The sequence below is a fragment of the Lacimicrobium alkaliphilum genome, from assembly GCF_001466725.1.
Classification (GTDB): Bacteria; Pseudomonadota; Gammaproteobacteria; order Enterobacterales; family Alteromonadaceae; genus Lacimicrobium; species Lacimicrobium alkaliphilum_B.
In genome coordinates this window covers 2,959,384-2,981,626 of sequence record NZ_CP013650.1, presented here as the reverse complement: position 1 = coordinate 2,981,626, position 22,243 = coordinate 2,959,384, and the positions used below count along the sequence as shown (strand labels likewise).

Here is a 22,243-nt window from a genome sequence, read left to right as displayed (position 1 = left end):
AGAAACTATGCAAATTCACCTGGCAAACCCCAGAGGCTTCTGTGCCGGCGTTGACCGCGCTATTACAATCGTTGAGCGGGCACTGGAAATATTCTCCCCACCCATTTTTGTGCGCCACGAAGTGGTACACAACAAATTTGTGGTGGATGGTCTGAAGGAGCGTGGTGCCTGTTTTGTGGATGAGCTCAGTGAAGTACCCGACGGCAGCATTGTGATTTTCTCAGCTCATGGCGTATCTCAGGCGGTACGTAAAGAAGCCGAGGATCGCGGACTTAAGGTATTTGATGCAACCTGTCCGCTGGTCACCAAAGTCCATATGGAAGTGACCCGGGCGAGCAAGAAAGGAGTGGAGTGCATTCTTATTGGCCATCAGGGGCACCCGGAAGTGGAAGGCACCATGGGCCAGTATGATAATTCCAATGGTGGCATTTATCTGGTGGAGTCGGTGGCCGATGTGGAGCAACTTCAGGTCAAAAATCCGCAGGCGCTCTATTACTGTAGTCAGACTACTCTGTCGGTGGATGATACCGCCGATGTGATCGATGCGCTGCGGGTGAAATTCCCGGCTATTGAAGGACCGCGCAAAGATGATATCTGTTATGCCACGCAGAATCGCCAGGATGCGGTACGTGAGCTGGCAAGTCGATGTGATGTGCTGTTGGTGGTGGGGGCTCAGAATAGCTCCAACTCAAACCGCTTAAAGGAGCTGGCGGAAAAAATCGGAGCCCGTGCTCATCTGATTGCCGGTGCAGATTGTATTCAATCGCAATGGCTGGAAAAAGCGGAGCATATCGGTGTAACCGCAGGGGCTTCCGCACCTGAGGTGCTGGTGCAGGGCGTGGTGGACAAGCTTAAATTCTGGGGGGCCACTGAAGTGACCGAAACGGCGGGCCGTCAGGAAAACATTGAATTTGCGGTACCCAAGGAGCTGCGAATCAAACAGCTCTAATCCGCAGATGGAGCGGGTTGGTATCCGGATTATGAGTGATGAGTTGATATTTATCACTCAGCATTCGTCACTCACCAACAACCAGCAGGTGCTTTTGCCATTGACTGATCCAGGGTCAGGGGGGTGCAGGCAGCATCAGAAGTCTGGCTGCCTTTGGCGGTTGCTTTCAGGGTATAGGTAGTAGCGGTCGCATTTTCAACGGTAAAAGTATAATAATCACTTGCCGGCATGCCTAATTGTGCCGTATCTGCGTATTGATCATTCTCCAGCCGCCAGGCTTCCTGCTGAATCTGTAATTGCAGTAACTGCTGTTTCGCATCATTGCGCCTGGAGCCTGATATCTGGCTCTGGTAGGAAGGAATGGCAATGGCAGCAATGATGCCAACAATAGCTACCACTATCATCAATTCTATCAGTGTATAGCCGCTAAAATTTTTAACCTTCATGGTTCATCATCTCTTCCAAATTGAACTAAAATTATAGCCAATGTGCAAAATGGATGTATAGCTGCACTTATACCAACCGGATGTAATCGTTGGTATTCAGGAAATACTATGGAGAGTATGTGGTGATGGATAAACTTTCGAACCCTTCCCGATATACCCTGGCGACTTGTGGCGGCATCTCCCTCACGGAGTTGTTGATCGTTGTAACTGTGGTGGCCATAACAGTGACGCTCGGTGCGCCGGCAGTGCTGGACACGTTCCGGTCTCAACGCGTCAAAGGTGCGGCGCAAAGTGGCTACTTTATGCTGCAATACGCCCGCTCAATGGCAATCAGCACAGGCAATGATATTGCTATCGACTTTGTACCAGGCAGCAATTGGTGCCTGGGTCTGAGCGATTCTGGCCCTTGTGATTGCAACATCGCTGACAGCTGCAATGTTGATAATGTCGAGCATCTTGTCAACGCCTACGATTATCCCGGTGTGTATCTGAGTAAGCTGACATTCGATGACGGTTTGGCGGTAATTGATGGCCGGCGGGGAATGGCAGCCGGTAACGCGGGGACGCTTGAACTCACCGATGGTGAGCATGCCCTGCGGTTGGTGATGAGCAACCTGGGCAGAGTCAGAATTTGTGCAAAGAGCGGTACCCCGGGAGGTTATCCTCCATGTTAACCCGAATCCGTCAAAAGGGCTCCAGTCTGATAGAGCTGATGATTTCCATGCTGCTGGGATTAACATCCCTATCACTGCTTGCATCTGTAGCTGGTTATGGCATTGGCACCAATGCCAATCTGCTTGGGCAGTCACGGTTAACAGAAGAAATGAGAGCAGCCATATTTCTCATAGGTCGAGAGGTACGTCGAGCTGGTATCAATGGTAATGCTATGTCTGTTGTGCAGAATCCAACGGATAATCCAGCTGTTTTTTCTTCCACTATTACCCTTGGCTCTTACCCAGGGGAACCGGCAAACAGTTGTATTCTGTTTAGTTATGACGCCAACTTCAACGGTAACCTGGATCTGGAAAATCCGAATGAACGATATGGTTTCCGGTTAAAAGACGGAGCCGTGGAGGTGCGACAGGGGGGCACTGGCTGTACACAAGGAGGCTGGCAGGATCTTACGGATAGTCAGGTGGTTGAAATAACAGCGTTAATCTTCACCCTCAAGCAAACCGTCAATGGCCAGGTCACCAGCTATCAGGTTGATATAGAGATAGTGGGAGAACTTATCGGTAAACCTGAATTCAACCGACGCTATCAGGAGACCCTGATGGTCAGAGCTTATGATTAAAGTGGTCGCTGTTCATCGATGTCAGGGCGCAATGGTGCTTGTCTCTGTTGTAATGCTGTTGATGTTAGTGCTAATGGTGACCCTCTACACAGGCCGGGTAAAAACCCTGCAGCACAAAACCCTGCTCAATGAACAGAACTACGCCTTGTCTTTTGCCGCCGCAGAAGCCGGGCTGATGAAAGCTTTAGGAAGACTGTCCGAAGATTCTGCTTGGGATGGTTCTCAGATAGACACAATACTCCCGGAAAACTCCTCATACGCGGTAACAGGCATCCGACAACAGGTCGCCAGGCAGTCAACCACTGTAACCGTCGTTGATTTACAGTCAGTGGGCACATCAGCTGATGGTCTCGCCACCACCACCATAAGGGAGTCGGCGTTGCTCTATTCTGTGTTGGCTAATCCTCCCGACGCGCCGCTCATTGTCGCCGGGGGCATGGCCGTTGGTGGTAATTTCGAAGTTACTGCAAACCCTAATGGGGGTGGTACTGGTGTGCCTTTGTCTATCTGGACAGATCAGAGTGTAGATATGAACAATGGCAGTGGCACAACCTGCGGTTTGCAGGAGTTTAATGATGGTAACTGCAGTACCAGCCCATACTCTGAGAAGGGCATTAAGAACCTGGATATTGTTGATGATGATCCCGGTTTCCCCGATGACTTAATGGAATACTTGTTTAATGTACCAGAAGCCGAGTGGCCGCAACTGAGAGCTGAAGCGGATCAGACTCTGGCAGATTGCAGTGCACTCAACGCAGCTTCGTTTGGCCTGATATGGGTCGATGGCGACTGTACCCTCAATGCGGGTTCAGTGGTCGGTAGTACGCCAGCTCCTGTGATAGTGATTGTTACAGATGGTGATATCAATATGAATGGTGGTGTGGAACTGTTCGGAATTTTATTTTCGTTCAGGAAACCGGGGGTGGTATCAGACTTTGAAATTGATATGGCGGGGGGCGCCAGGGTAAATGGGACAGTGGCGTCTAACCACCCTATAGGACATGCCAATGGTACCTATAACGCGGTTTATGATGCGGACGTCCTGGAGTCAATCAAACAGCATGACGCCTTTCGCCGCGTCGGGCGCATCCCGGGTAGCTGGCGGGATTTTTAGGGGTTCAGGAGTGACATTATGAAAACCAAAGGTTTTACACTAATTGAAGTGCTTGTCGCTGCACTGATTATTATGCTTGGGGTAACAGGTTATGTGACCCTCCAGAGCGTATATATAAAAGGCGATGCAAAAACCAATCAGCGCTCTGTAGCCATGCAGCTTGCCCAGGAAAAACTCGAAGATTTGCGCAGTTTTACGGTGGTCCAGGCAACACCCGGCGTATTCTCTTATGCGGATATTGCCGATGACGCCGGTGGTGACTTGCCAGCAGGAGAAGCTCAGGTAACACTAACCTCAGATGACGACCAGACATACACCTTTAACCGTAACTGGCAGGTCACCCAGCAGTATTTTGTGGATACGGATGCAGATGGCAGCCCGGATAGCTGGCTGGACAGCGGGGATCCGGATTTGCCAGCCGTACTGCCACCCTGGCCGGCACAAAAACAGGTGACAGTGACGGTAAACTGGACTGACAGGCAGGGCAACGCTCAATCTTTATCCTTACATGCCAGTATTGCTCCGGTGACTCAGGCTGATAGCTATCAGGCAATCAGTGAGTCTGATAACACCAAGGCCTCTCCCACTGTTACTTACACCCCAGGCCTTGCCCCGGATGTGATTGCTTATGATCTGGGCAATAACCAGAAAGTTGAAACCAGTAAACCTGTACCAGAAGTCAGCAAGCTTGGGGACAATACTCAGGTTCAGTTTGAGACAGTAAAGTACATTGAATTGCCGGATGATGTGACCAAACTAGAGCAGGAAGATTTTCTTACCGTGGACTGTGAATGTCAGATAGCAGGTACAGGAAGTGGTGCTACGCCTCATATGACCGTTTTGATCGACGAAGAATTAATGGTTCAGCCGGGTGAGATGATCACCAAAACAACCGGCCAACCTGCGACAGACAAACAGCCAGCATTGTGCACGCAATGTTGCCGGGATCATCATGACACTGCTGAGATGATAGCAAACGAAGTGTATTACCGGGCCGAGGAGGGAGCACCACACAAACATTATTCTCATGATGGCCAGGGCAATTTCTCACTGGCGGCAGGAGTAGGTGAGCAATACAACGAGGTATGCCGTTTTAAGCGCGTTGACGGCCTGTTCCAGCTTTATCCCGATTGGCAGCTGTTGGATATTATTACTTTTGACGACAAATATCTGCTCGAAGAGGGCAAGCTTGAGTCGTATATGAGCTATACCGAATCGCTTATCAGCAAAAGTATACTGGGACTTGCTGCCCCGGCGCGACCTGATGACCGTGATGTTATTGTTAAACCCGGCGCGTATCAGTTGCTGGCAAGAGGGATCTATCTGGACAGGATGACAACCGAGCACCAACAAAAAGTACTGGATAAAATCTCAGTAGGTGATGACAGTTGGAAAACGATAACCCCTTTCTATGACATTAACCTGACCCTGGTGGCCATCTGGTCGGTGGATAATCCGCAGATAGCTAATGTTACCCAGGAGAATATACAGACACTGGTGGACCCCGAGACGAGCTATTATGATACGTATAGCCGGGGGCGGCTGGAAGCGCTGAATAAGGGCAATGCTGTCGTTACAGTGGTATCCTACCCTTTTAATGCTGGTATAACAGGTGTTGACGCCTTGTCACCGCTCGAATATCAGACTGTCAGAACTGACAACTCTGTAAAGGTCACTGTCGATTAAAAACTCCCGGACAGCACCTGGAGCAACGGTGCTGCTATAATCTGAACAAGCACATTCTGTGTACGTGATGCCATTCAGACGTGCACTACTCTGTTTAATTTTCATACCTGACCATGGCTTTTTATAACGAGCGGGGTCACTCTCTGTGCTAGATTTAACTTGCCTTAATAGTTTAAGTGGCCTTGCCGGTCTTCGGAAAAGGCAACAGTTAAGTATGTAAATTTATTCGCTGATGTGGAAGGGTTATGCTCGCTGGTTATAGAACTCATGAATGTCGACAAACTGCGCTTAAATGCAGCAGGGGGGTAGGTATGATTGAGGTATTAGTCACCTTGTTTATCCTTTCTATCGGTTTGCTGGGTGTTGCATCACTGCAGTTTATCGGCTCGTTTTCCAATGCTGATGCTCTGAACCGTTCCCAGGCCGTTATTCTGAATCAGCAACTTGCCGAGAGGCTCAGGGCCAGTGCCGTATTGTCTGATAGTGGCGATGGGCTGGTAGTGAACAATGGCTATTTTGACCAGGACATCTATAACTTTTCCAATCTCAGTGGTTGTGACGGTGGCAATCCCTATCAATGTTATTGCCTGGCCCTGCCTGCGGATATTCCGGATTGCAGTGCAGGTCAGTGCAGTGAAGCACAGTTTGCTGTTTTTGATGGCTACCAGGTCAGCTGTGCGCTTGCCAGCAGTAACCCCATGGCGCAGCTTTCCTTAACCTGCACGGATAACAACGCGGCAGACGGAGACAGTTGCAGTGCCGGCTCCAGGCATCGTATTTTGCTGTCATGGCCGGTGGAGAACTGGCAGAACATTGATCGTGAACTGAACCCGATCTGCAACCCTGATGCCGACGCAGAGCCGCAGGATTGCGTTGTGCTGGATGTGACCTTATGAATCAGCGTGGTTTTAGTTTGGTTGAGCTGATGATCAGCCTGACGCTCGGGCTGATCATTTCCGCCGCTATTATTCAGGTGATGATTAGCAACCAGATTACAGAACGGGTAAATCGCTCGGTTGCTTCTGTTCAGGAAAATGGCCGCTTTTTTATCAGTCGTATGCGCAGTGAGCTGATGATGACAGGCCTGTATGACCCCCTTTCCCCTAATCTGAATACCGATGTGGATATTGTTGATGAAGCTGCATTCCTGCAAAACCGACCGGTTATTCTTGCCGGTGATTTTATTGGTCGTCCGGGGCTTGGCGCTGTGCAGGGCGCAAACGGAGCCAATGATGTGCTGGTGGTTGCTTTTCAGGGGCTGAGGGATTGCAGAGGCTATAAGCTCGGCTATCAGGACGATGAAGAATTCTTTGTGGTCAACGAGTATTTTGTTCAGGACAGTCAGCTCAAATGCCGCGGATTCGACGGGCGGGTGCTCAGGGGGCAAAAGGTGGCAGAGGGAAATAACGGTGACGCTGCTTTTACCTTGATGGATCAGGTGCAGAGTTTTCAGGTGCTCTACGGTATTGCCAATAATCAGGCCGCAGGTGATTTCAGTGCCAGGCCGCTAAGGTATGTGACGGCTAATGAGCTGGCGGATGAGCGGGATGCAGAGTCTGGAATTGTGTCAATCAGAGTCGCAGTACTATTGGAGGGTGACGGCGAAGTCCGTATAGACACAGTCCCCGAAGTTCGCTTACTCAATGAAGATGCTTTTACTCCGGCAGAAAAGAAATTGTACAAGACATTTGAAACGACCATTTCACTGCGCAATGTGAAGAATCAGCAGAAGAGCAGAAAGATATGAAACAGCAGCAAGGTTTAGTTCTGGTATTAGCACTGCTGGTCCTGATGAGTCTGACCATTCTTGGTGTCTCTTCAGTCAGCAGCAGTCTGATGCAAAGTAAAATGTCCCAGTCGATGGAGCGTCAGCTACTGGCGTTCGACGCTGCCGAGGCAGCTATTGCTGGCGTGATTTTTGAGTCCGAAGACACAGCCGTACTGACTGATGACAACCTTATGGATCCTTTATCAGAAGCCCGTCAGGATGATGCTATTGATCTGGAAAATGAGTCGCTGAGTTGTTTTGAACAGGTTGAGTGGACATCCAGACAATTAACTCAGGCAGGTCTGACTGCAGGAACATTGCATCAGGCGGCTGGCGACTATTACACCAGCCCCAAAACGGCCAGTTGGTCGCGTACAGCATTTGTGCGTGAACAAGCCTGTCTGGGGTCCAGCAATGTTATCGGTGGCAGCAATATCAGTTGCCATGTATTTCTTATCCGTGGTTGCGGAAAGTTGGAAGATCAGTCTCTGGCTGTGGCCAATACACAAAAAGCGGCCGTATTTGCGCCAGCATCGGGTAACCAGTAGGGGGTTGTATGTATATCCGTAGAGCGTTTGTTTCCTTTACTGCCTGTTTGCTCAGCGCAATGATTAGCCTGACTGCAATGGGCGATGATCTGGAGATTTATCTGGGAGCGGGTAATAATCAGGTTAGTTTCAATCCTAACGTGCTGTTTATTATGGATACTTCCGGCAGTATGGGGAGTAAGGATGGCACCACCACTAACAGGATGACGAAAGTGCAGGAAGGACTGAAATCGGTGCTTTCTTCTGTCACAAACATCAATGCAGGCCTGATGCGCTTCTCCGATTTTGGCGGTCCTGTCTTATATCCGGTCCGTAATATCGATGAACCTGTGGAGCCGGAATTCATCACATCCATCGCTCAGCCGGCAGATGATGGTCACGAAAAAAGTGGCGTGGTCAGCCTTTATACTAATAACCTGAAGCTGGTGGAAGGAACTGACACGGTCACATCAGGCCTGAGATTTTCGGATATTAATATACCTCAGGGCGCCACAATCACTTCGGCATCTATTCGCTTTACTTCGGCACAGCTAAGTACCGGGGCGGTTTCTATTAACCTGGCCGCTGAAAAGGCAGCTCAGGCTGCAGAATTTGACAACGGCGCTAACAATCTGAGCAGCAGGACGAAAACCCTCAACAGTATCCAGTGGGATACTGATAACGACTGGCCCGCCACGGGAGAGCTTATCAATACGCCTGACATCAGTGCGGTAATACAGGAAATTGTCGATCAACCTGAATGGTGTGGCGGCAATGATCTGAATATGCTGATAACAGGTGAGGGTAGCAGTGGGGCCAGCTCCAGGCTGATCAGGGCCAATGACCAAGGGGAGGGGCAGTCCGCGCAGCTCGTGGTAACCTATGACAAGCTCAGTGCCACAGGTTGTATTTCCGGCCAGTCTATCTATCAGGTCAGCTCGCAGGGCAATAATAGCGAAGAGAAGCACAATGGCTATGATTCCACTCTTACGGAACTGACTTTTAATGACTATTACAATGCCTACATTGGCATGCGATTTGAGAATATCATTATCCCTCAGGGAGCGGAAATAGAAGAGGCATACCTTGAGTTTACTGCTTATCAGCATCGTACTGGCTGGGGGGCATCTTTTAATATTGCCGCTGCTAATGTTGATGACGCTGAAGACTATAGTCCGCATCAACGTTACATGCTAAAAGATGTTGCTAAGACTGACAGTGTTAATTGGAACAATATTCCCGCCTGGTACAAGAACAACGATTACCAGAGTCCGTCTCTGAAAAGCGTGATTCAGCAGGTGATTGACAGGGATGGCTGGCAGGCGGGCAACGCGATGGCGTTAATTGTTTCTGATATAACGGGTAACAGAGGAGCCTACAGTTATGACGGCAAGCCTTCAGGTGCCCCTCGCCTGGTCATAAAATACAGAGGTGATGCAACTCCTGAATCCGTATCGACAGTGCGTGATCACCTGATCAATAAAGTGGATGAGCTGTCAGCCAATGGTCTCACGCCCATTGTCGATACATTATACGAAGCCGTTAATTATTATGGTGGCTTACCGGTGGATTATGGTCTGACCAGAGGGACTGGCTCTGTCAGCAGTTCGGTCAGAAGAGCAACCAGGGTGAGCCACAGATTGTCTTACGCCGGTGCAGATGCTGTATTGCCCCCAGGTTGTACGGAGGATGATCCGACCAATTACAACTGCATCAATGAGTACATTCCTTCTGGTGCCACGTACCTGTCACCAATCACTGATCTGCAATGCCAGACCAATAATCATATTGTTCTATTGTCTGATGGTGAGGCCAATAATAACCACAGTGTCAGTGAAATCCAGGCGTTGCTGGGTGAAACCTGCATGGATGCCAGTGGTGGAGAAAAATGCGGTATCGATCTGGTGAAAAATATCAGCAAAACGGGCGATTCAGTGATTGATGCCAGAATTATTACGCACACCATAGGATTCGCTGCTAATGCACAAGCCAATAACTACCTTAATCAGCTGGCGCTAAATGGTGGTGGCGGATTTTATCAGGCAGATAATGCGGAAAACCTGATTGAGGCGTTTCAGAGCATTCTGAAAACAGTAAAAGATGTGAATGCGACATTTGTTTCCCCCGGTGTCGCGGTCAACCAGTTAAATCGTTTGACGCATAAGGATGAACTGTACTTTGCCTTGTTCAAGCCTGCTGAAGGGGCGATCTGGCCCGGCAACCTGAAAAAGTACAAGATTAGCGGAGATACCATTCTTGATAAAAACGGTAATGACGCAGTGGATGACGGTAGTGGCTTTTTCCACGACAACGCTCATAGCTACTGGTCTATCATGGCTGACGGCAATGATGTGCGTGAAGGTGGCGCTGCCAGCCAGCTTGATTTACTCAGGAATATCCACTTTTTCAATAGTACCGGCAGTATCGTCAATGACAGCAACAAATTACATGAAAACAATGATGATATTACGGTTGCTAACCTGGGTATCCCTGAACAGGCTGATGAAGACGTCCTGCGCTCACAGGTGCTGAAATGGGCCAGAGGCGTTGATGTATTTGATAATGACAATGATGGTGATACAACCGATGTGCGCTTACAGATGGGGGATCCCATTCATTCTCAACCTGTGATTGTCAATTATTCAGCTACCGACAGTGCTATATTGGTGGCAACCAACCAGGGATTTCTGCATTCATTTGATGCTGAAACAGGTGAGGAAAACTTTGCTATCACCCCCAAGGAACTGCTGACTAACCTGTATGACTTTTACCAGGATAACTCCAGCTTTAACCATATATATGGTCTGGACGGAGATCTGGTGTTACGCAACAAGGGCAACCAGAAGATCCTTTATGTGGGCATGCGCCGTGGTGGTAATAATTACTATGCGTTTGATATTACTAATAAAACCTCTCCTTCTTTATTGTTTAAAATTGAGGGGGGGAGTACCGGATTCGAGCAACTGGGACAAAGCTGGTCGCGGCCTACACTGACCAAGGTGAATATCGGTGGCAGCACAAAAAATGTACTCATATTTGGCGGTGGCTATGATGAAGATCAGGACAACAAGGTTAACCGGGCACCGGATGTTACTGGTAATGCTGTATTTATGGTTGATGCTGATACCGGAGCATTGTTGTGGCGCGCGGGTAAGACCGGCGCTGATTTAAATCTGTCGCAGATGCAATACAGCATTCCGGCACGTATTTCGGTAATAGATCGTGAAAACGACGGTATCGCAGATCATATGTACGTGGCGGATACCGGTGGTCAGTTATTCCGGCTGGATATTCATAACGGTGAATCGGTTTCCGATCTGGTTAGCGGTGGTCTGCTGGCCTCATTCTCAGCCGATGACAGTGCCGCGGACAATCGTCGTTTCTATTATGGTCCGGATGTTTCTGAAGTTAGCCTGGCCAATGAGCATTACTATGCCGTTGCCCTTGGTTCAGGGTATCGGGCTCATCCACTGAACACGGAAATTCAGGATAATTTCTATATGATCAAGGATTCTGGGGTATTCCAGATTGATCAGGACGGCAATTACAGTTTGCCGGAGACAGCTTATACAGCGAGTGATCTTTATGATGCAACGGCCCATCTGCTGACCAGCAGTGATGCTGACCAGCAACAACTGGAAGCGGCAGCCTTTGCAGAAAAACATGGCTGGATGATTCAGTTGGGTAGCGGTGGCGAAAAAGTACTGGCGTCACCGCTGATCCTTAATTACCGTATCTTCTTCACCACCTACTTGCCGGCGTCAGCCAGCGACAGCATTTGCGCACCGCCAACGGGTAACAGCCGTGCTTATCTGGTTGAGCTGGTGAATGGTAACGCGGTGACAGATCTGAACCAAAATGGTGAAAAAGAGCATGTTGACCGTCATGCAGATTTAAAGCAGACAGGGATTGCGCCGGATACCAAGATTCTGATTGAGGACATCGTCAATCCGGTTGTATGTCTGGGGACGGAATGTACCTCTGCGGTAAAGGATCCTAATCAGGAATGTGGGACTGATTTTGAGTGTCTGGCTGAGAATATTTATGGCCGCTTCGAGCGGGTGCAAAGAAGCAGCTGGAAAACGGAGAGCGAACGTGAGCAATAATATTGTTGGCAGCACAATGCGTGGGTTCTCATTGATCGAGTTGATGATAACAGTTGCTATTATTGGCATCATAGCCAGTATCGCTTACCCCTCATACATGAGCTTTATGGTCAGCAGTAACAGGGGGGGGGCGCAGTCTGATTTGATGGCGTTGGCAGCGGCAATGGAACGGCACAAAGCGGCTAACTTCAGTTATAAGGGAGCTGCTGACGGAGGTGATACTGGCGCTCCTGCTGTGTTCCATGCACATTCACCGTCCAGTGAGCCTGCAGCAAATAAGCGTTATAATTTAACCATTGAACAGGTTTCTGCCAGTGGCAACAGCTATCGCCTCAAGGCTGAGCCTGTCGCCGGAACACCGCAGGCGGATGACGGTGATCTGTTTTATTTCAGTGACGGGCGTAAGGCCTGGGATAAAAATAATAACGGTGCTCTCGCAGCATCGGAATATTGCTGGAGCTGCTAATTAGTCCTTTATCAGCTGCAGCTTAAAGCTGTACCCGCGAGATCTTCATGAATATCGTCGTTATTGCTGTCCTGACTGATTTTAACCCTGCCCTGTAGTGTCAGCAGCAGAGCTCTGGCAAATTTATCGGTATTGTCCTGGTCACAGATCAATATGGTGGCCGGGGCTGAGGCAGTGCCATCACCGTTAAATAAAATGGCAGCCGCCGGGCCACTGATATTTAATCCCTCAGGGCTGACACTGGTACCAGCCAGGATCTCTTCATCGTCACCCCGGTCACCACTCTGATCAAGATCAACAAAAACCATCTTGGCGAGGCCCCAGTCGTTGCTGCAGGTCGAAAAATCCGCTGTCGGGCAAACGATGGTATTACTCTGCTCATCAATGGCGGTATGACGTGCGAGCTGAATGACACCGCTGGTTTCATTGACCTGAGCCGTGATCCGGTTTCTTGTCAGTATTTCCGCCACACTGGGCGCAACCACAGTGATCAGAATACCGATAATCACCAGGGTGATCATCAGTTCCATCAGGGTTACTCCTTGCTGCTTGTTCGAGCCTTTCACATCAAACCTCTTTACAATGTTTTTGACTACTTCTTAGCATACAGGGGAATGGGTATTATAGGGTATTGGGATACCAGCTTTGTTATGGTAAGAAATCTCAGCAAAAGGCGAGATTATTTTTTATCATAGCCATTCTGTTTGTTGCTTGAGAATGAAGAATGAACGCACAGGCGATTATTGACGAGATGCGGGTTTTACCCGAAATAGATACGGATTTTGAAATTACCCGGCGGGTCAATTTTATCAAACAGCATTTGCGTCACTCAGGTCTGCATACGCTGGTGCTGGGGATCAGCGGTGGTATTGACTCCTGTACCTTAGGGCGACTGGCACAACTGGCGGTGAATGAACTGAATCAGGAGCATCATGAGCGCTACCAGTTTATTGCGGTGCGCCTGCCATACTCTGTGCAGGCGGATGAGCAGGATGCTCAGACCAGTATTGATTTTATTCAGCCGACCCAGGTGATTTCTGTCAACGTGCAGCCCGGTGCCGATGCCATTCATCAGCAAACCAGCGATGCACTGGAGAAACAGGGGTTGTTGCCGGACGACAAAGGCAAACAGGACTTTGTGCAAGGTAATGTAAAAGCCAGAACACGGATGGTGATCCAGTATGAGGTTGCCGGTATGCTGGATGGTATGGTGTTGGGCACCGATCATTCTGCTGAGAATATCACTGGCTTTTATACCAAATTTGGTGACGGTGCCTGTGATCTGGCCCCTCTGTTTGGTCTGAATAAACGTCAGGTGCGTCTGCTGGCAGAAAAACTGGGGGCGCCGTCCCATATTATTAAGAAACCGCCCACTGCAGATTTAGAGTCATTGAGTCCGCAGAAAGCAGATGAAGAGGCGCTAGGGCTGACCTATGATCAGATTGATGATTTTCTCGAAGGAAAACCTGTGGCCCCTGATGTTACAGAGAAATTGATCTATATCTACCAGCGCACCCAGCATAAGCGCCAACCCATACCGACGATTTACGATGAGTTAAGGAGTGAAACGTGAAAAAAATAGAAGCCATTATCAAACCGTTCAAGATGGACGATGTACGGGAAGCGCTGGCTGATGTGGGTGTAACCGGCATGACGGTCACTGAAGTTAAAGGTTTCGGCCGTCAGAAAGGGCATACGGAGCTCTATCGCGGGGCAGAGTACCAGGTAGACTTTCTGCCGAAAGTGAAAATTGACCTGGTATTGCCCGATGAGCAGGCAGAGAGGGCGATTGAGGCCATTATGCAGACAGCGCAAACCGGCAAAATCGGTGACGGTAAAATCTTTGTCTACGAAGTAGAGCGGGTAGTGCGTATCCGTACCGGTGAAGAGAACGAAGACGCAGTCTGATCAACTGCTCTGAGTACAGCTTTTCAGTGGCCGGGACTTATCAAAGTAAATTGATATTTCGGCCACAGTCACACCGAACTTTTTCATGTAGGAACGGTTCATGAGTCTGTGCTGATCGAGGCGATACAGCCAGTCATCAACGGCAAGCTCATACACTGAACCATCGATGGGCACCTCCAGCACATACTTCCAGTTAAAGGCATTGCCCCGGATTGCTCCGCTGGCTTCACCGACGACATCATTAGCCCGCCCGGTCACTTTTCCATCCTCAGATATCTGCAGTTCCCAGATGCGTACCTGTTGCTCGCCATCATCAAAGTAGAAGGTTTCATGTAACTGGCCCTGATTATTCTCCCAGGTACCAACAATATCCACGCAAAAGTGTCGGGTCAGGGTACCGCTGTAGTCTTCAATGATCCCCCAGGCGGTAATATTACCGTCAAAGTATTCAGGCAGATTAAAGTCGGGTTTGTTATTGGCATAATCATCCAGTGACGCTGAACAGGCGCTGAGTAATATGGTGCATAGCAATAGCAGGGCTTTCATTGGTCGCTCCTTTGGATCAATTTTTCTCTTAGCTTCGGGTACTCGGTGTTGGGGGCGAGCCAGATGCCGAGGAACGCCGGTGCAAAGTCTGTATCCTCAACTTCTCCCAGCGGTTCCTGGTTGTAATAGAAACGCCCCTTTTGATTGTTATCGACTCTGAAGATAAGCTGATCGCCTTTGCGGATATCCGGCCAAAGTGCTTTTATCCTTTCAATCCAGGGGGATGTGCGTTTATCATCCAGGCCCTGTTTCTGCCACTGCTCAGCGGTGGCCTCCACCAGATCCGCTGCGCTGATGTCGCGCAGATAATCGATTTGCAGGGCAATGGGGTAGTTTTTTGCATTGTACTGGCCCGAAGCCGTATACAGACTAGACTCGTACACTTCCCAAAACCATACCTTAAGGCGGGCGTCTCCGACCTTTTGCAGATCCTGAACAGGGGATGCCTGCACAATGCCTGTGCATATCAGCAAGGCTAAAATCAAAAGCTTCATAAACTCACCTGTGCTGTGTGCTGATTAATTCTGTTGGTGATAAAGATAAATAAGGGGAACAGCAAGGCCCAGATACCCCCCAGAAGCAGCAGGGTGGTGACAACAGGCAGGCCGAACTCTACCGCCCCCAGTCGTTGTCCGGCAAAGTAACTCAGCGGTCCAGCAATGGCACCGCAACCCGCAGCGAGATAAGGGCGAGACAGAAAGAAGGCCATACCATGCCGCAGGGTAGCAGTAAATGCTATCCACAGACCTGCCAGCCATAAGGGGATAAGACCATCAGAGAGGTGACGGAACTCAAACACGGCGTAAAAGCTCAACAGGCTGTCGATAATCATGCCAAGAGGAGCACACAGCACTATCAGCAAGAGTTCCTGCTTGCGTTGCGGTAGTAACAGAAAATGCAGTGCCAGCAGCAGCACCAGCAACAATACAGTCTGGTGCTGGCCCAACACCGCTGTGAACCAGAACACCTGAAACCATATCAGATTAAACCAGGGTTTAGAGGCGATTAACGGCATCCCGGTATCCCTGTCTGCTGGTTAACAGCTGCACCGCGCTGATAGTACGCTCTAAAAAGCCGCCTTCACAGTAGCAGAAATAGAAGCGCCACAAGCGCATAAAGCGTTCGTCATATCCCAGCGGTAACAGTTCGTCGCTGCGGCTTAAAAAACGCTGATGCCAGTCATTGAGTGTCTGTGCATAGTGCAGCCCAATGTCATGGCAGTCCCGTATGACCATATCGGTGCGTTTGGCGATATGCTCGCTGAGCAGATGCAGTGAAGGTAAAAAGCCGCCCGGGAAAATATGCTGTTGGATAAAGTCCTGACTCTTACTGTAGGTCTCGAATCTGGGCTCACTGATGGTGATGGCCTGCAGTAACATCAAGCCGCCCGGTTTAAGCAGGTCATTACACTTTTTAAAGAAAACCGGCAGGTATTCCTGTCCTACCGCTTCAATCATCTCGATAGAAACCAGTTTGTCATATTGCCCCTGCAAATCCCGGTAGTCTTTATTCAGCAGTGTAATGCAGTCCTGCAGTCCGGCTGACTCTATCTGAGACCGTGCATAGCTGAACTGTTCTTCGGAAATGGTTGTGGTGGTCACCTTGCAGCCATATTCCTGTGCTGCAAAAAGTGCCAGACCACCCCAGCCGGTGCCAATTTCAAGCAGATGATCTTCAGGGCCCAAAGATAACTTTTCACAGATATGGCGAAGCTTGTATTGCTGTGCTTCAGGCAGTGTTGCCTGGTGTTTCGGGTAAATCGCGGCAGAGTACATCATGCTGTCGTCCAGAAAGCGCCGATACAGCTCATTGCCAAGGTCGTAGTGGGCGGCAATGTTCTTCTTTGCGCCGTTTCTTGAATTCTTACGACGCATTTTTTTTATCAGATTGACAGGTTTGAGCAGCCAGCCAAGACGGGCTTCAAGCTCGTCTAACAGCGGCATGTTGCGGACAAACAAACGTATTACCGAGGTGATGTCAGGGGTCCGCCACAACCCATCCACAAAGGTTTCTCCTGAGGCGACGCTGCCTCCGAGCAGAATTCTGGGATAAAAATCCGGATGCAAAACGTCTATTTCTGCTTTGATATCACTGTCGGGGTTGCCGAAATGTTCAATCAGCACGCCATCTTCCTTGAGTACAAGGTACCCTTCAGGTAATTGACTCAGAAGATTCAACAGACTGGCTCTGGCAAGCCTGTTCCACCAGTTCAGTGGCCCCGATTGATTCAGTACTTGTTCACCGGATTGCATTGTTACTCCTTGTCCTTCGCAGTATGGCTGTACACAGGCACACCTTTTAAAAGGAGTCTCAGAGCGTGCCAGTAGATACCTGCCAGGGTTTTCATTGTCATCGTGCTAAGCATTACGCGAAACAGGGTTTTTGAGTTCAAAGATTTTTTTTGCAAACGAAGACCGGCATCAAAATGGCGTTGGTCGGTGTCACAGCGAATGACCAATTGTAATTGCTCTTCAGGCTGTGAGATCTGCCAGTGGTAGTGCATCTGCATGGGATTAAAGGGAGACACGTGAAAGGCTTTTTCGGTGGCTTGCGGGTTGTTCAGATCCACCAGATAGCAATGTCTCTCATTCCAGGGGGTATTACTGACTTCGGCCAGCACATGACTAAAGTGGCCATCGGGCTGCTGAAGGTAATAAAAATTAACCGGGCTGAAGTAGAGCCCGAACAGGCGCAACTGACCGAGCATAAATACCTTACCGGCTAAGGGGCTATTTGCCAGTGTCGACATTTTTTCCAGTGCGACTTGCTGCAGTGGGCGCTCAGGATGGCTCAGATAATCGCTACGGCGAAAGGTTACCGGCGCCCACTTTTTCGCAGATAACCCCCGAACCTGTTCCAGAGCCGGCAGATCCTGCAAATCCAGCCAGAACAGGCTGATAGAATATTTGAAACTGTGTACTTTAGGGCGGTGCCGGTGATGCCAGACAGTGCCGCTATAGATTGCACTTTGCATCAAAGACTGGCTCCAAACCGCTGGCACACATCCAGCGCGCTTCTGACACCGTCTTCATGAAAGCCGTTGTACCAATAAGCGCCGCAAAAGTGCAAACCATCCTGGCCACAGATCTCATCTCGCCTGGCCCTGGCTTTCAACCCATTGAGGTCGAACTGGGGATGGCTGTAACTGAACTCACGCAGAATTTTTTCCGGTGCAATGTCCTGAGTGTTATTGAGTGTAACGCAGAATGTGGTATCAGCCCTTAGTCGTTGCAATATATTCATATTGTACGTTACTGACGCAGGTTGCTGGGCGCTGACATTTTGTTTGAGCAGGTAGTTCCAGCTGGCCCAGGCCAGTTTTCGTTTCGGTAATAAACTGGTATCAGTATGCAGCACCACTTCGTTGCTTGAGTAGGGCATCGCGCCAAGGATCTCTTTTTGCATGGTTGAGGGAGCGGCGAGCAGAGCCAGCGCCTGATCGCTATGACAGGCGAAGATCACTTCATCAAACTTTCTGTCGGGCTGATTGGCGGCGCTGACGTTATAGCCCTTATCTGATTGACTGACGCTCTGAACCGGACTGCGCAGCATAATATTATTTTCGAACCCCTGTATCATCGGTGCAATGTACGCTCTGGAGCCACCAATCAGCGTGTACCACTGGGGGCGATGATTGACGTTCAAGAGCCCGTGATTATTGAAAAATTGCAGGAAGAAGCGCAGCGGGAACTGCCTGGCATCATCCAGGCTGGCAGACCAGATTGCCGCACACATGGGCAGAATGTAATTGTCGGCGAAGTGATCGCTGAATCCCTGTTGATAGATGAAATCACCCAGGGTCAGTGGCAGCGACTGCGTGTCTTTCTCCAACACCTGCTTGCAGGTCTTATTGAATCTCAGAATTTCGCCCAGGAACCTATAGAACCATGGTCGTAAAAGATTTCGTCGCTGAGCAAACAGGCTATTGATGTTATTGCCATTGTACTCCAGAGAATTGCCCAGATTTTTCACACTGAAACTCATTTCAGTGGCCTGCTTTTTCACCCCCAGTTTGTCCATCAGGGCGATAAAATTAGGGTAAGTCCAGTCATTAAAGACGATAAAGCCGGTATCCAGTGCATAGGTGAGGCCATTGACTTCAATATCGACGGTGTGGGTGTGACCACCAATGTAATCTTCTGACTCGTACAGGCAGATATCATGTTTGGGGTGTAAAAGGTGGCCGCAAACCAGGCCGGAAATACCACTTCCTATAATGGCAATGCGTTTTCTCATTGCGTCTTCATCCTCTTACAAATAGCCACCCGCAATGCGTCAGGTAACTTGCCCATTAATCTGATCATCAGAGAGAAGACCAATGGGAAGTATATGGTTCGGCTGCCTTTTTCCAGACCGCCAAGCATTTGCCGGGCGGCTTGTTCAGCGCTGATTTTCATGGGCATATCAAAATCGTTTTTATCGGTCAGGGGCGTTTCTACAAAACCCGGTGAAACACTCTGTACTCTGATATGTCTGCCAGCCAGATCCACTTCCAGGCTTTTGGTCAGATAGTGCACCGCCGCTTTGCTGGCTCCATAAGCCTGGCTGCGGGTAAATGGCAGTAATCGGGCCAGACTGTCTACGATGGCTATCTGACTACCGGGTTTTAAATTCTTCAGTAACGGCCCGAGGCAGTTGATGACACCGAAGAAATTAGCGTCGAACACTCTTTTAAACATCTCGGGCTGCCAGTCCTGTATATCGACATATTCGCAGGTGCCGGCATTCAGCACTGCAATATCAGGCTGACAGGCAGCCAGAGCCTGCTCGCAGCTATGCAGATCGGTCACATCAAATGCCAGCGTCTGAATATTGTCATCTGACAACTTAAGCTTGTTGAGTTTGTCTTCGCTGCGACCACAGGCAATGACCTGATAGCCGCGCTTGCTGGCCTCCAGCGCCAGAGCCTTGCCGATGCCCGAACTGGCACCAGTAATAAGGATGCTCTTCATGAATTTAACCTTTTTTTCAACCAGTTAATGACCGGGCCTATAAGCGGCAGGTGCTGGTACAGCATTGCTCCGAGGTCGTAATAATCACGCTGCTGGCATACTTTCTGCTCTGTATTGAGCATGATTTCGCTGCAGCCATCCACACAGATCATGGCTCCCTTTTTCACTTTCGGGTGACTGAAAATCATGGTCCAGGTCACAAAGCCCTGTTGCCCCTGCAGCACACAGCTGTGAATGGTGAAGCGGCATTCGCCACAATTTTCCAGCAGCCTGCCAAAATAGGTGTCCAGGGCATCCAGGCCGTGGTGCTCTGCCACAGGATCAATAAACCGCACATCCTCGCTATACACAGAAGGTAACTGTGACAGAGAAGAAGACTGTAACTGCTCATAGAATGCGCGAAATTCTGATAATTCTGTATTCATAAACTTCCTGTTTTTTCTGTGATTTTTACGTCAGGATAAGTAAAAGGATCATATTAAAGTACAGGCTTAATAGGGTTGCTTTCGATCTTTTTCTTTCACTGGGCGTATTTCCCCATATCTTTAACCTGAAAAGTTGCCTGCATTGAAAAGCCCGGGTACCGAACTTGCACTGTTTCCATTGTCGGCGCATATACTGACCGGCGGCAGAATGTCGCTGCGAATATTCGAGCCACGATACTTGCGCATGGTGAAAGAAGCGTGCGCCGGCAGAATGGAGTTTGGTATCTGTATGCTTAATCCCCAGGGCGACAAGAAGGCAAATCAGCATATCTACCCGGTAGGCACCCACGTGAAGGTGACAGATTTTGATTTGCTTGAAGACGGACTGCTGGGGGTGACTGTTGAAGGGCAGGGCTATTTCCGGATAGACAACATCACAACCGAGCCTGATGGCCTGAGAATGGGGCAGTGTCATTGGCTGGACGCCTGGCACTATGAGCTGCCGCAGGACGCCATAGTGCAGATGCGCACCAAGCTGAAACAGATATTTGAACGTTTTCCGGATATCAGAGCTCTGTATCAGCAGCCGAGTTTTGACGATCCTCTCTGGGTGATGTTCCGGTGGCTGGAGCTGGTTCCGGTTGAGGCGTCGCGCAAGCAGGAGCTGCTGCAGCAAAAAGATTGCCGCAAGGTGCTTAATTTTCTGACACAATTAGTAAATTGATCTTTATCGTTCTGACACCCGTACAAAGAGTCAAATCGAGTAAAGGGTGACGGAAAATGCTAGTTGGGATTCAGTTGGAAACCAGGCAAACACAGCGGCCCGCTGGGCCGGAGATTGCAAATGAAATGTCGGCGTACCTGCAAACGGTTGCAAGTGAGCGCTGCCAGAGATCTTTTGCAAAAATCTTTCACTATTTCGCGCCGCGAGTGCGCTCCTATGCTTTAAAACAGATGAAGAATGACGCTCAGGCCATGGAACTGGTACAGGAAACCCTGGCGAATGTGTGGCAAAAAGCGCACCTGTTTAATGCCGAGAAGGGATCGCCTTCCACCTGGATCTTTACCATTGCCCGCAACATCCGTTATGACATGCTGCGCAAGCAGAAGAACCGAAAGGAAGATATCTGTTCCGAAGATATGTGGCCGGTGCTGTGCGAACAGACTGCGTCGGCTGCTGAAGTGAGCCTGGATCATCAGGTGACACTGGAGCAGGTGGGGCAATTGTTTATAGAACTGCCGCATAAACAGAAAACCGTTATTGAAGCGATTTATATTGAAGGGAAATCTCAGCAGGAAGTGGCAGATGAGTTGGGTATTCCATTGGGTACGGTCAAGTCCCGGACCCGGTTGGCATTGCAACGATTAAGAGAGATGTTAGAACAAGATGATTAAATTACACCCCAATTCACAACAGTTATCTGAGTTTGCCCAAGGGCAGTGTGATCCTGGTGTAGCTCTGATAATTTCGGCTCACATTGACATGTGTCGTTGTTGCAAGCAAAAGCTGGTGTCGGTTGAGGCTGAACTGGCCCGTGAGGCCATGGCTGAGAAAGCGCCCGCAGATCCGGCTTTCGATTCCATGCTGGCTAACATATTGCAAATGCCAGCCGCTTCAGCAATCGAAGTGCCAGTCCAGTCTCAAAAGCTTGAGCTTGACGGTAAAGAGTTTACCTTGCCAAGAAGTTTGCAGCGCTATGCCAGCAAGATTAACGGCTGGTCTCATATGGCGGGAAAACTCTGGCAGGCAAAAGTGGATCTGGGTATTGATGGCAGAGCCGATTTTATTTATATGGAAAAAGGGGGCTCGGTGCCGGAGCATACGCACAGGGGCTCTGAACTGACTCTGGTACTGGATGGTGAATTTTCAGACGGTGTACATGATTATGACACCGGAGATTTTATTGCCCGGGATGGCCAGCATATTCACACTCCCCATACCGATGCTGATGAAGGATGTCTGGTATTCAGTATTCTGGATAAGCCCCTGCATTTCACGTCAGGCCTTGCCAGGCTGCTTAATCCCTTTAGTCAGTTATTTTTTAAATAATAATAT

25 protein-coding genes are annotated in these 22,243 nt (G+C 49.4%); 15 read left to right on the top strand and 10 right to left on the bottom strand.

What is annotated here, in order from left to right; all coding sequences use genetic code 11:
• Positions 1-7 precede the first annotated feature (7 nt).
• On the top strand, positions 8-949 hold the full coding sequence (ispH, locus tag AT746_RS13530) for a 4-hydroxy-3-methylbut-2-enyl diphosphate reductase (RefSeq protein WP_062481154.1): 942 nt from the start codon (positions 8-10) through the stop codon (positions 947-949).
• 71 nt (positions 950-1,020) lie between these two features.
• On the opposite strand, the gene AT746_RS20090 is transcribed toward ispH, so the two are convergent.
• Positions 1,021-1,395 (bottom strand): type IV pilin protein, encoded by a 375-nt coding sequence (locus AT746_RS20090; RefSeq protein ID WP_062481153.1) that lies wholly within the window; start codon positions 1,393-1,395, stop codon positions 1,021-1,023.
• A 125-nt stretch (positions 1,396-1,520) separates the two neighbouring features.
• Between AT746_RS20090 and AT746_RS13520 the strand changes: the two genes are divergently transcribed.
• The 9 genes from AT746_RS13520 (at position 1,521) to AT746_RS13480 (ending at position 12,356) form a co-directional block, all read left to right on the top strand.
• A complete protein-coding gene (locus tag AT746_RS13520) occupies positions 1,521-2,069 on the top strand; it encodes a GspH/FimT family pseudopilin (RefSeq protein ID WP_231730940.1) in 549 nt (182 codons plus the stop codon).
• A complete protein-coding gene (locus AT746_RS13515) occupies positions 2,063-2,689 on the top strand; it encodes a hypothetical protein (protein WP_062481151.1) in 627 nt (208 codons plus the stop codon). The genes AT746_RS13520 and AT746_RS13515 overlap by 7 nt, the downstream gene beginning before the upstream one ends.
• Positions 2,682-3,803, top strand: a complete 1,122-nt coding sequence (locus AT746_RS13510) for a hypothetical protein (protein WP_062481149.1) — start codon at positions 2,682-2,684, stop codon at positions 3,801-3,803. Before AT746_RS13515 ends, AT746_RS13510 begins: the two co-directional genes overlap by 8 nt.
• Before the next feature lie 18 nt (positions 3,804-3,821).
• Entirely contained in the window at positions 3,822-5,489 is a 1,668-nt protein-coding gene (locus tag AT746_RS13505) for a prepilin-type N-terminal cleavage/methylation domain-containing protein (protein WP_062481147.1), read from the top strand.
• 245 nt (positions 5,490-5,734) lie between these two features.
• On the top strand, positions 5,735-6,385 hold the full coding sequence (pilV, locus tag AT746_RS13500; protein ID WP_156413700.1) for a type IV pilus modification protein PilV: 651 nt from the start codon (positions 5,735-5,737) through the stop codon (positions 6,383-6,385).
• On the top strand, positions 6,382-7,236 hold the full coding sequence (locus tag AT746_RS13495) for a PilW family protein (RefSeq protein ID WP_062481143.1): 855 nt from the start codon (positions 6,382-6,384) through the stop codon (positions 7,234-7,236). Before pilV ends, AT746_RS13495 begins: the two co-directional genes overlap by 4 nt.
• Positions 7,233-7,805 (top strand): PilX N-terminal domain-containing pilus assembly protein, encoded by a 573-nt coding sequence (locus tag AT746_RS13490; protein WP_062481141.1) that lies wholly within the window; start codon positions 7,233-7,235, stop codon positions 7,803-7,805. The genes AT746_RS13495 and AT746_RS13490 overlap by 4 nt, the downstream gene beginning before the upstream one ends.
• Before the next feature lie 8 nt (positions 7,806-7,813).
• Positions 7,814-11,890: a PilC/PilY family type IV pilus protein gene (locus AT746_RS13485; protein WP_062481139.1), complete on the top strand. Its 4,077-nt coding sequence runs from the start codon at positions 7,814-7,816 to the stop codon at positions 11,888-11,890.
• Positions 11,891-11,906: 16 nt separating this feature from the next.
• Entirely contained in the window at positions 11,907-12,356 is a 450-nt protein-coding gene (locus AT746_RS13480; protein WP_062484233.1) for a type IV pilin protein, read from the top strand.
• 11 nt (positions 12,357-12,367) lie between these two features.
• Here AT746_RS13480 and AT746_RS13475 read toward each other — a convergent pair whose 3' ends face one another.
• The gene (locus AT746_RS13475; protein ID WP_231730939.1) at positions 12,368-12,922 is read right to left on the bottom strand and encodes a GspH/FimT family pseudopilin; all 555 of its coding nucleotides are present in this window, start codon (positions 12,920-12,922) and stop codon (positions 12,368-12,370) included.
• 158 nt (positions 12,923-13,080) lie between these two features.
• On the opposite strand from AT746_RS13475, the gene nadE reads away from it, so the two are divergent.
• The gene (gene nadE, locus AT746_RS13470; protein WP_062481135.1) at positions 13,081-13,929 is read left to right on the top strand and encodes an ammonia-dependent NAD(+) synthetase; all 849 of its coding nucleotides are present in this window, start codon (positions 13,081-13,083) and stop codon (positions 13,927-13,929) included.
• Positions 13,926-14,264: a nitrogen regulatory protein P-II gene (gene glnB, locus AT746_RS13465; protein ID WP_062481132.1), complete on the top strand. Its 339-nt coding sequence runs from the start codon at positions 13,926-13,928 to the stop codon at positions 14,262-14,264. Before nadE ends, glnB begins: the two co-directional genes overlap by 4 nt.
• Here glnB and AT746_RS13460 read toward each other — a convergent pair whose 3' ends face one another.
• Genes AT746_RS13460 through AT746_RS13425 form a run of 8 tightly spaced genes read right to left on the bottom strand, consistent with a single transcriptional unit; the run spans position 14,265 to position 20,187 of the window.
• The gene (locus AT746_RS13460) at positions 14,265-14,810 is read right to left on the bottom strand and encodes a DUF3833 domain-containing protein (protein ID WP_062481130.1); all 546 of its coding nucleotides are present in this window, start codon (positions 14,808-14,810) and stop codon (positions 14,265-14,267) included.
• Positions 14,807-15,304, bottom strand: a complete 498-nt coding sequence (locus AT746_RS13455; RefSeq protein ID WP_062481128.1) for a chalcone isomerase family protein — start codon at positions 15,302-15,304, stop codon at positions 14,807-14,809. Before AT746_RS13455 ends, AT746_RS13460 begins: the two co-directional genes overlap by 4 nt.
• Entirely contained in the window at positions 15,301-15,825 is a 525-nt protein-coding gene (locus AT746_RS13450; protein ID WP_062481126.1) for a DUF2878 domain-containing protein, read from the bottom strand. Before AT746_RS13450 ends, AT746_RS13455 begins: the two co-directional genes overlap by 4 nt.
• Entirely contained in the window at positions 15,806-17,062 is a 1,257-nt protein-coding gene (locus tag AT746_RS13445) for an SAM-dependent methyltransferase (protein WP_062481124.1), read from the bottom strand. Before AT746_RS13445 ends, AT746_RS13450 begins: the two co-directional genes overlap by 20 nt.
• 2 nt (positions 17,063-17,064) lie before the next feature.
• Positions 17,065-17,784, bottom strand: a complete 720-nt coding sequence (locus tag AT746_RS13440; RefSeq protein WP_062481122.1) for a DUF1365 domain-containing protein — start codon at positions 17,782-17,784, stop codon at positions 17,065-17,067.
• The gene (locus AT746_RS13435; RefSeq protein WP_062481120.1) at positions 17,784-19,046 is read right to left on the bottom strand and encodes an NAD(P)/FAD-dependent oxidoreductase; all 1,263 of its coding nucleotides are present in this window, start codon (positions 19,044-19,046) and stop codon (positions 17,784-17,786) included. Before AT746_RS13435 ends, AT746_RS13440 begins: the two co-directional genes overlap by 1 nt.
• Positions 19,043-19,762, bottom strand: a complete 720-nt coding sequence (locus AT746_RS13430; protein ID WP_062481118.1) for an SDR family NAD(P)-dependent oxidoreductase — start codon at positions 19,760-19,762, stop codon at positions 19,043-19,045. The genes AT746_RS13435 and AT746_RS13430 overlap by 4 nt, the downstream gene beginning before the upstream one ends.
• A complete protein-coding gene (locus tag AT746_RS13425; protein ID WP_062481116.1) occupies positions 19,759-20,187 on the bottom strand; it encodes a nuclear transport factor 2 family protein in 429 nt (142 codons plus the stop codon). The genes AT746_RS13430 and AT746_RS13425 overlap by 4 nt, the downstream gene beginning before the upstream one ends.
• Before the next feature lie 208 nt (positions 20,188-20,395).
• Here AT746_RS13425 and AT746_RS13420 point away from each other — a divergent pair, with 208 nt between their 5' ends.
• Genes AT746_RS13420 through AT746_RS13410 form a run of 3 tightly spaced genes read left to right on the top strand, consistent with a single transcriptional unit; the run spans position 20,396 to position 22,237 of the window.
• Positions 20,396-20,911 carry an LON peptidase substrate-binding domain-containing protein gene (locus tag AT746_RS13420; protein ID WP_231731083.1) on the top strand — a complete coding sequence of 172 codons (516 nt, stop codon included), beginning with the start codon at positions 20,396-20,398 and terminating at the stop codon, positions 20,909-20,911.
• A 56-nt stretch (positions 20,912-20,967) separates the two neighbouring features.
• Positions 20,968-21,582, top strand: coding sequence for a sigma-70 family RNA polymerase sigma factor (locus AT746_RS13415; RefSeq protein WP_062481112.1), 615 nt, complete (start codon positions 20,968-20,970; stop codon positions 21,580-21,582).
• Positions 21,575-22,237 carry a ChrR family anti-sigma-E factor gene (locus tag AT746_RS13410; RefSeq protein WP_062481110.1) on the top strand — a complete coding sequence of 221 codons (663 nt, stop codon included), beginning with the start codon at positions 21,575-21,577 and terminating at the stop codon, positions 22,235-22,237. Before AT746_RS13415 ends, AT746_RS13410 begins: the two co-directional genes overlap by 8 nt.
• The last annotated feature ends 6 nt before the right edge of the window (positions 22,238-22,243 follow it).

What these genes read in the sequence shown, in the direction of transcription:
- AT746_RS13445 (WP_062481124.1), bottom strand. Translation starts at nt 17,062, where the DNA reads ATGCAATCCGGTGAACAAGTACTGAATCAATCGGGGCCACTGAACTGG.
- AT746_RS13480 (WP_062484233.1), top strand. Translation starts at nt 11,907, where the DNA reads ATGCGTGGGTTCTCATTGATCGAGTTGATGATAACAGTTGCTATTATT.
- AT746_RS13505 (WP_062481147.1), top strand. Translation starts at nt 3,822, where the DNA reads ATGAAAACCAAAGGTTTTACACTAATTGAAGTGCTTGTCGCTGCACTG.
- AT746_RS13495 (WP_062481143.1), top strand. Translation starts at nt 6,382, where the DNA reads ATGAATCAGCGTGGTTTTAGTTTGGTTGAGCTGATGATCAGCCTGACG.
- nadE (WP_062481135.1), top strand. Translation starts at nt 13,081, where the DNA reads ATGAACGCACAGGCGATTATTGACGAGATGCGGGTTTTACCCGAAATA.
- ispH (WP_062481154.1), top strand. Translation starts at nt 8, where the DNA reads ATGCAAATTCACCTGGCAAACCCCAGAGGCTTCTGTGCCGGCGTTGAC.
- AT746_RS13415 (WP_062481112.1), top strand. Translation starts at nt 20,968, where the DNA reads ATGCTAGTTGGGATTCAGTTGGAAACCAGGCAAACACAGCGGCCCGCT.
- AT746_RS20090 (WP_062481153.1), bottom strand. Translation starts at nt 1,395, where the DNA reads ATGAAGGTTAAAAATTTTAGCGGCTATACACTGATAGAATTGATGATA.
- AT746_RS13485 (WP_062481139.1), top strand. Translation starts at nt 7,814, where the DNA reads ATGTATATCCGTAGAGCGTTTGTTTCCTTTACTGCCTGTTTGCTCAGC.
- AT746_RS13510 (WP_062481149.1), top strand. Translation starts at nt 2,682, where the DNA reads ATGATTAAAGTGGTCGCTGTTCATCGATGTCAGGGCGCAATGGTGCTT.
- AT746_RS13490 (WP_062481141.1), top strand. Translation starts at nt 7,233, where the DNA reads ATGAAACAGCAGCAAGGTTTAGTTCTGGTATTAGCACTGCTGGTCCTG.
- AT746_RS13410 (WP_062481110.1), top strand. Translation starts at nt 21,575, where the DNA reads ATGATTAAATTACACCCCAATTCACAACAGTTATCTGAGTTTGCCCAA.
- AT746_RS13420 (WP_231731083.1), top strand. Translation starts at nt 20,396, where the DNA reads ATGTCGCTGCGAATATTCGAGCCACGATACTTGCGCATGGTGAAAGAA.
- AT746_RS13460 (WP_062481130.1), bottom strand. Translation starts at nt 14,810, where the DNA reads ATGAAAGCCCTGCTATTGCTATGCACCATATTACTCAGCGCCTGTTCA.
- AT746_RS13455 (WP_062481128.1), bottom strand. Translation starts at nt 15,304, where the DNA reads ATGAAGCTTTTGATTTTAGCCTTGCTGATATGCACAGGCATTGTGCAG.
- AT746_RS13435 (WP_062481120.1), bottom strand. Translation starts at nt 19,046, where the DNA reads ATGAGAAAACGCATTGCCATTATAGGAAGTGGTATTTCCGGCCTGGTT.
- AT746_RS13425 (WP_062481116.1), bottom strand. Translation starts at nt 20,187, where the DNA reads ATGAATACAGAATTATCAGAATTTCGCGCATTCTATGAGCAGTTACAG.
- pilV (WP_156413700.1), top strand. Translation starts at nt 5,735, where the DNA reads ATGCTCGCTGGTTATAGAACTCATGAATGTCGACAAACTGCGCTTAAA.
- AT746_RS13450 (WP_062481126.1), bottom strand. Translation starts at nt 15,825, where the DNA reads ATGCCGTTAATCGCCTCTAAACCCTGGTTTAATCTGATATGGTTTCAG.
- AT746_RS13430 (WP_062481118.1), bottom strand. Translation starts at nt 19,762, where the DNA reads ATGAAGAGCATCCTTATTACTGGTGCCAGTTCGGGCATCGGCAAGGCT.
- AT746_RS13440 (WP_062481122.1), bottom strand. Translation starts at nt 17,784, where the DNA reads ATGCAAAGTGCAATCTATAGCGGCACTGTCTGGCATCACCGGCACCGC.
- AT746_RS13520 (WP_231730940.1), top strand. Translation starts at nt 1,521, where the DNA reads ATGGATAAACTTTCGAACCCTTCCCGATATACCCTGGCGACTTGTGGC.
- AT746_RS13515 (WP_062481151.1), top strand. Translation starts at nt 2,063, where the DNA reads ATGTTAACCCGAATCCGTCAAAAGGGCTCCAGTCTGATAGAGCTGATG.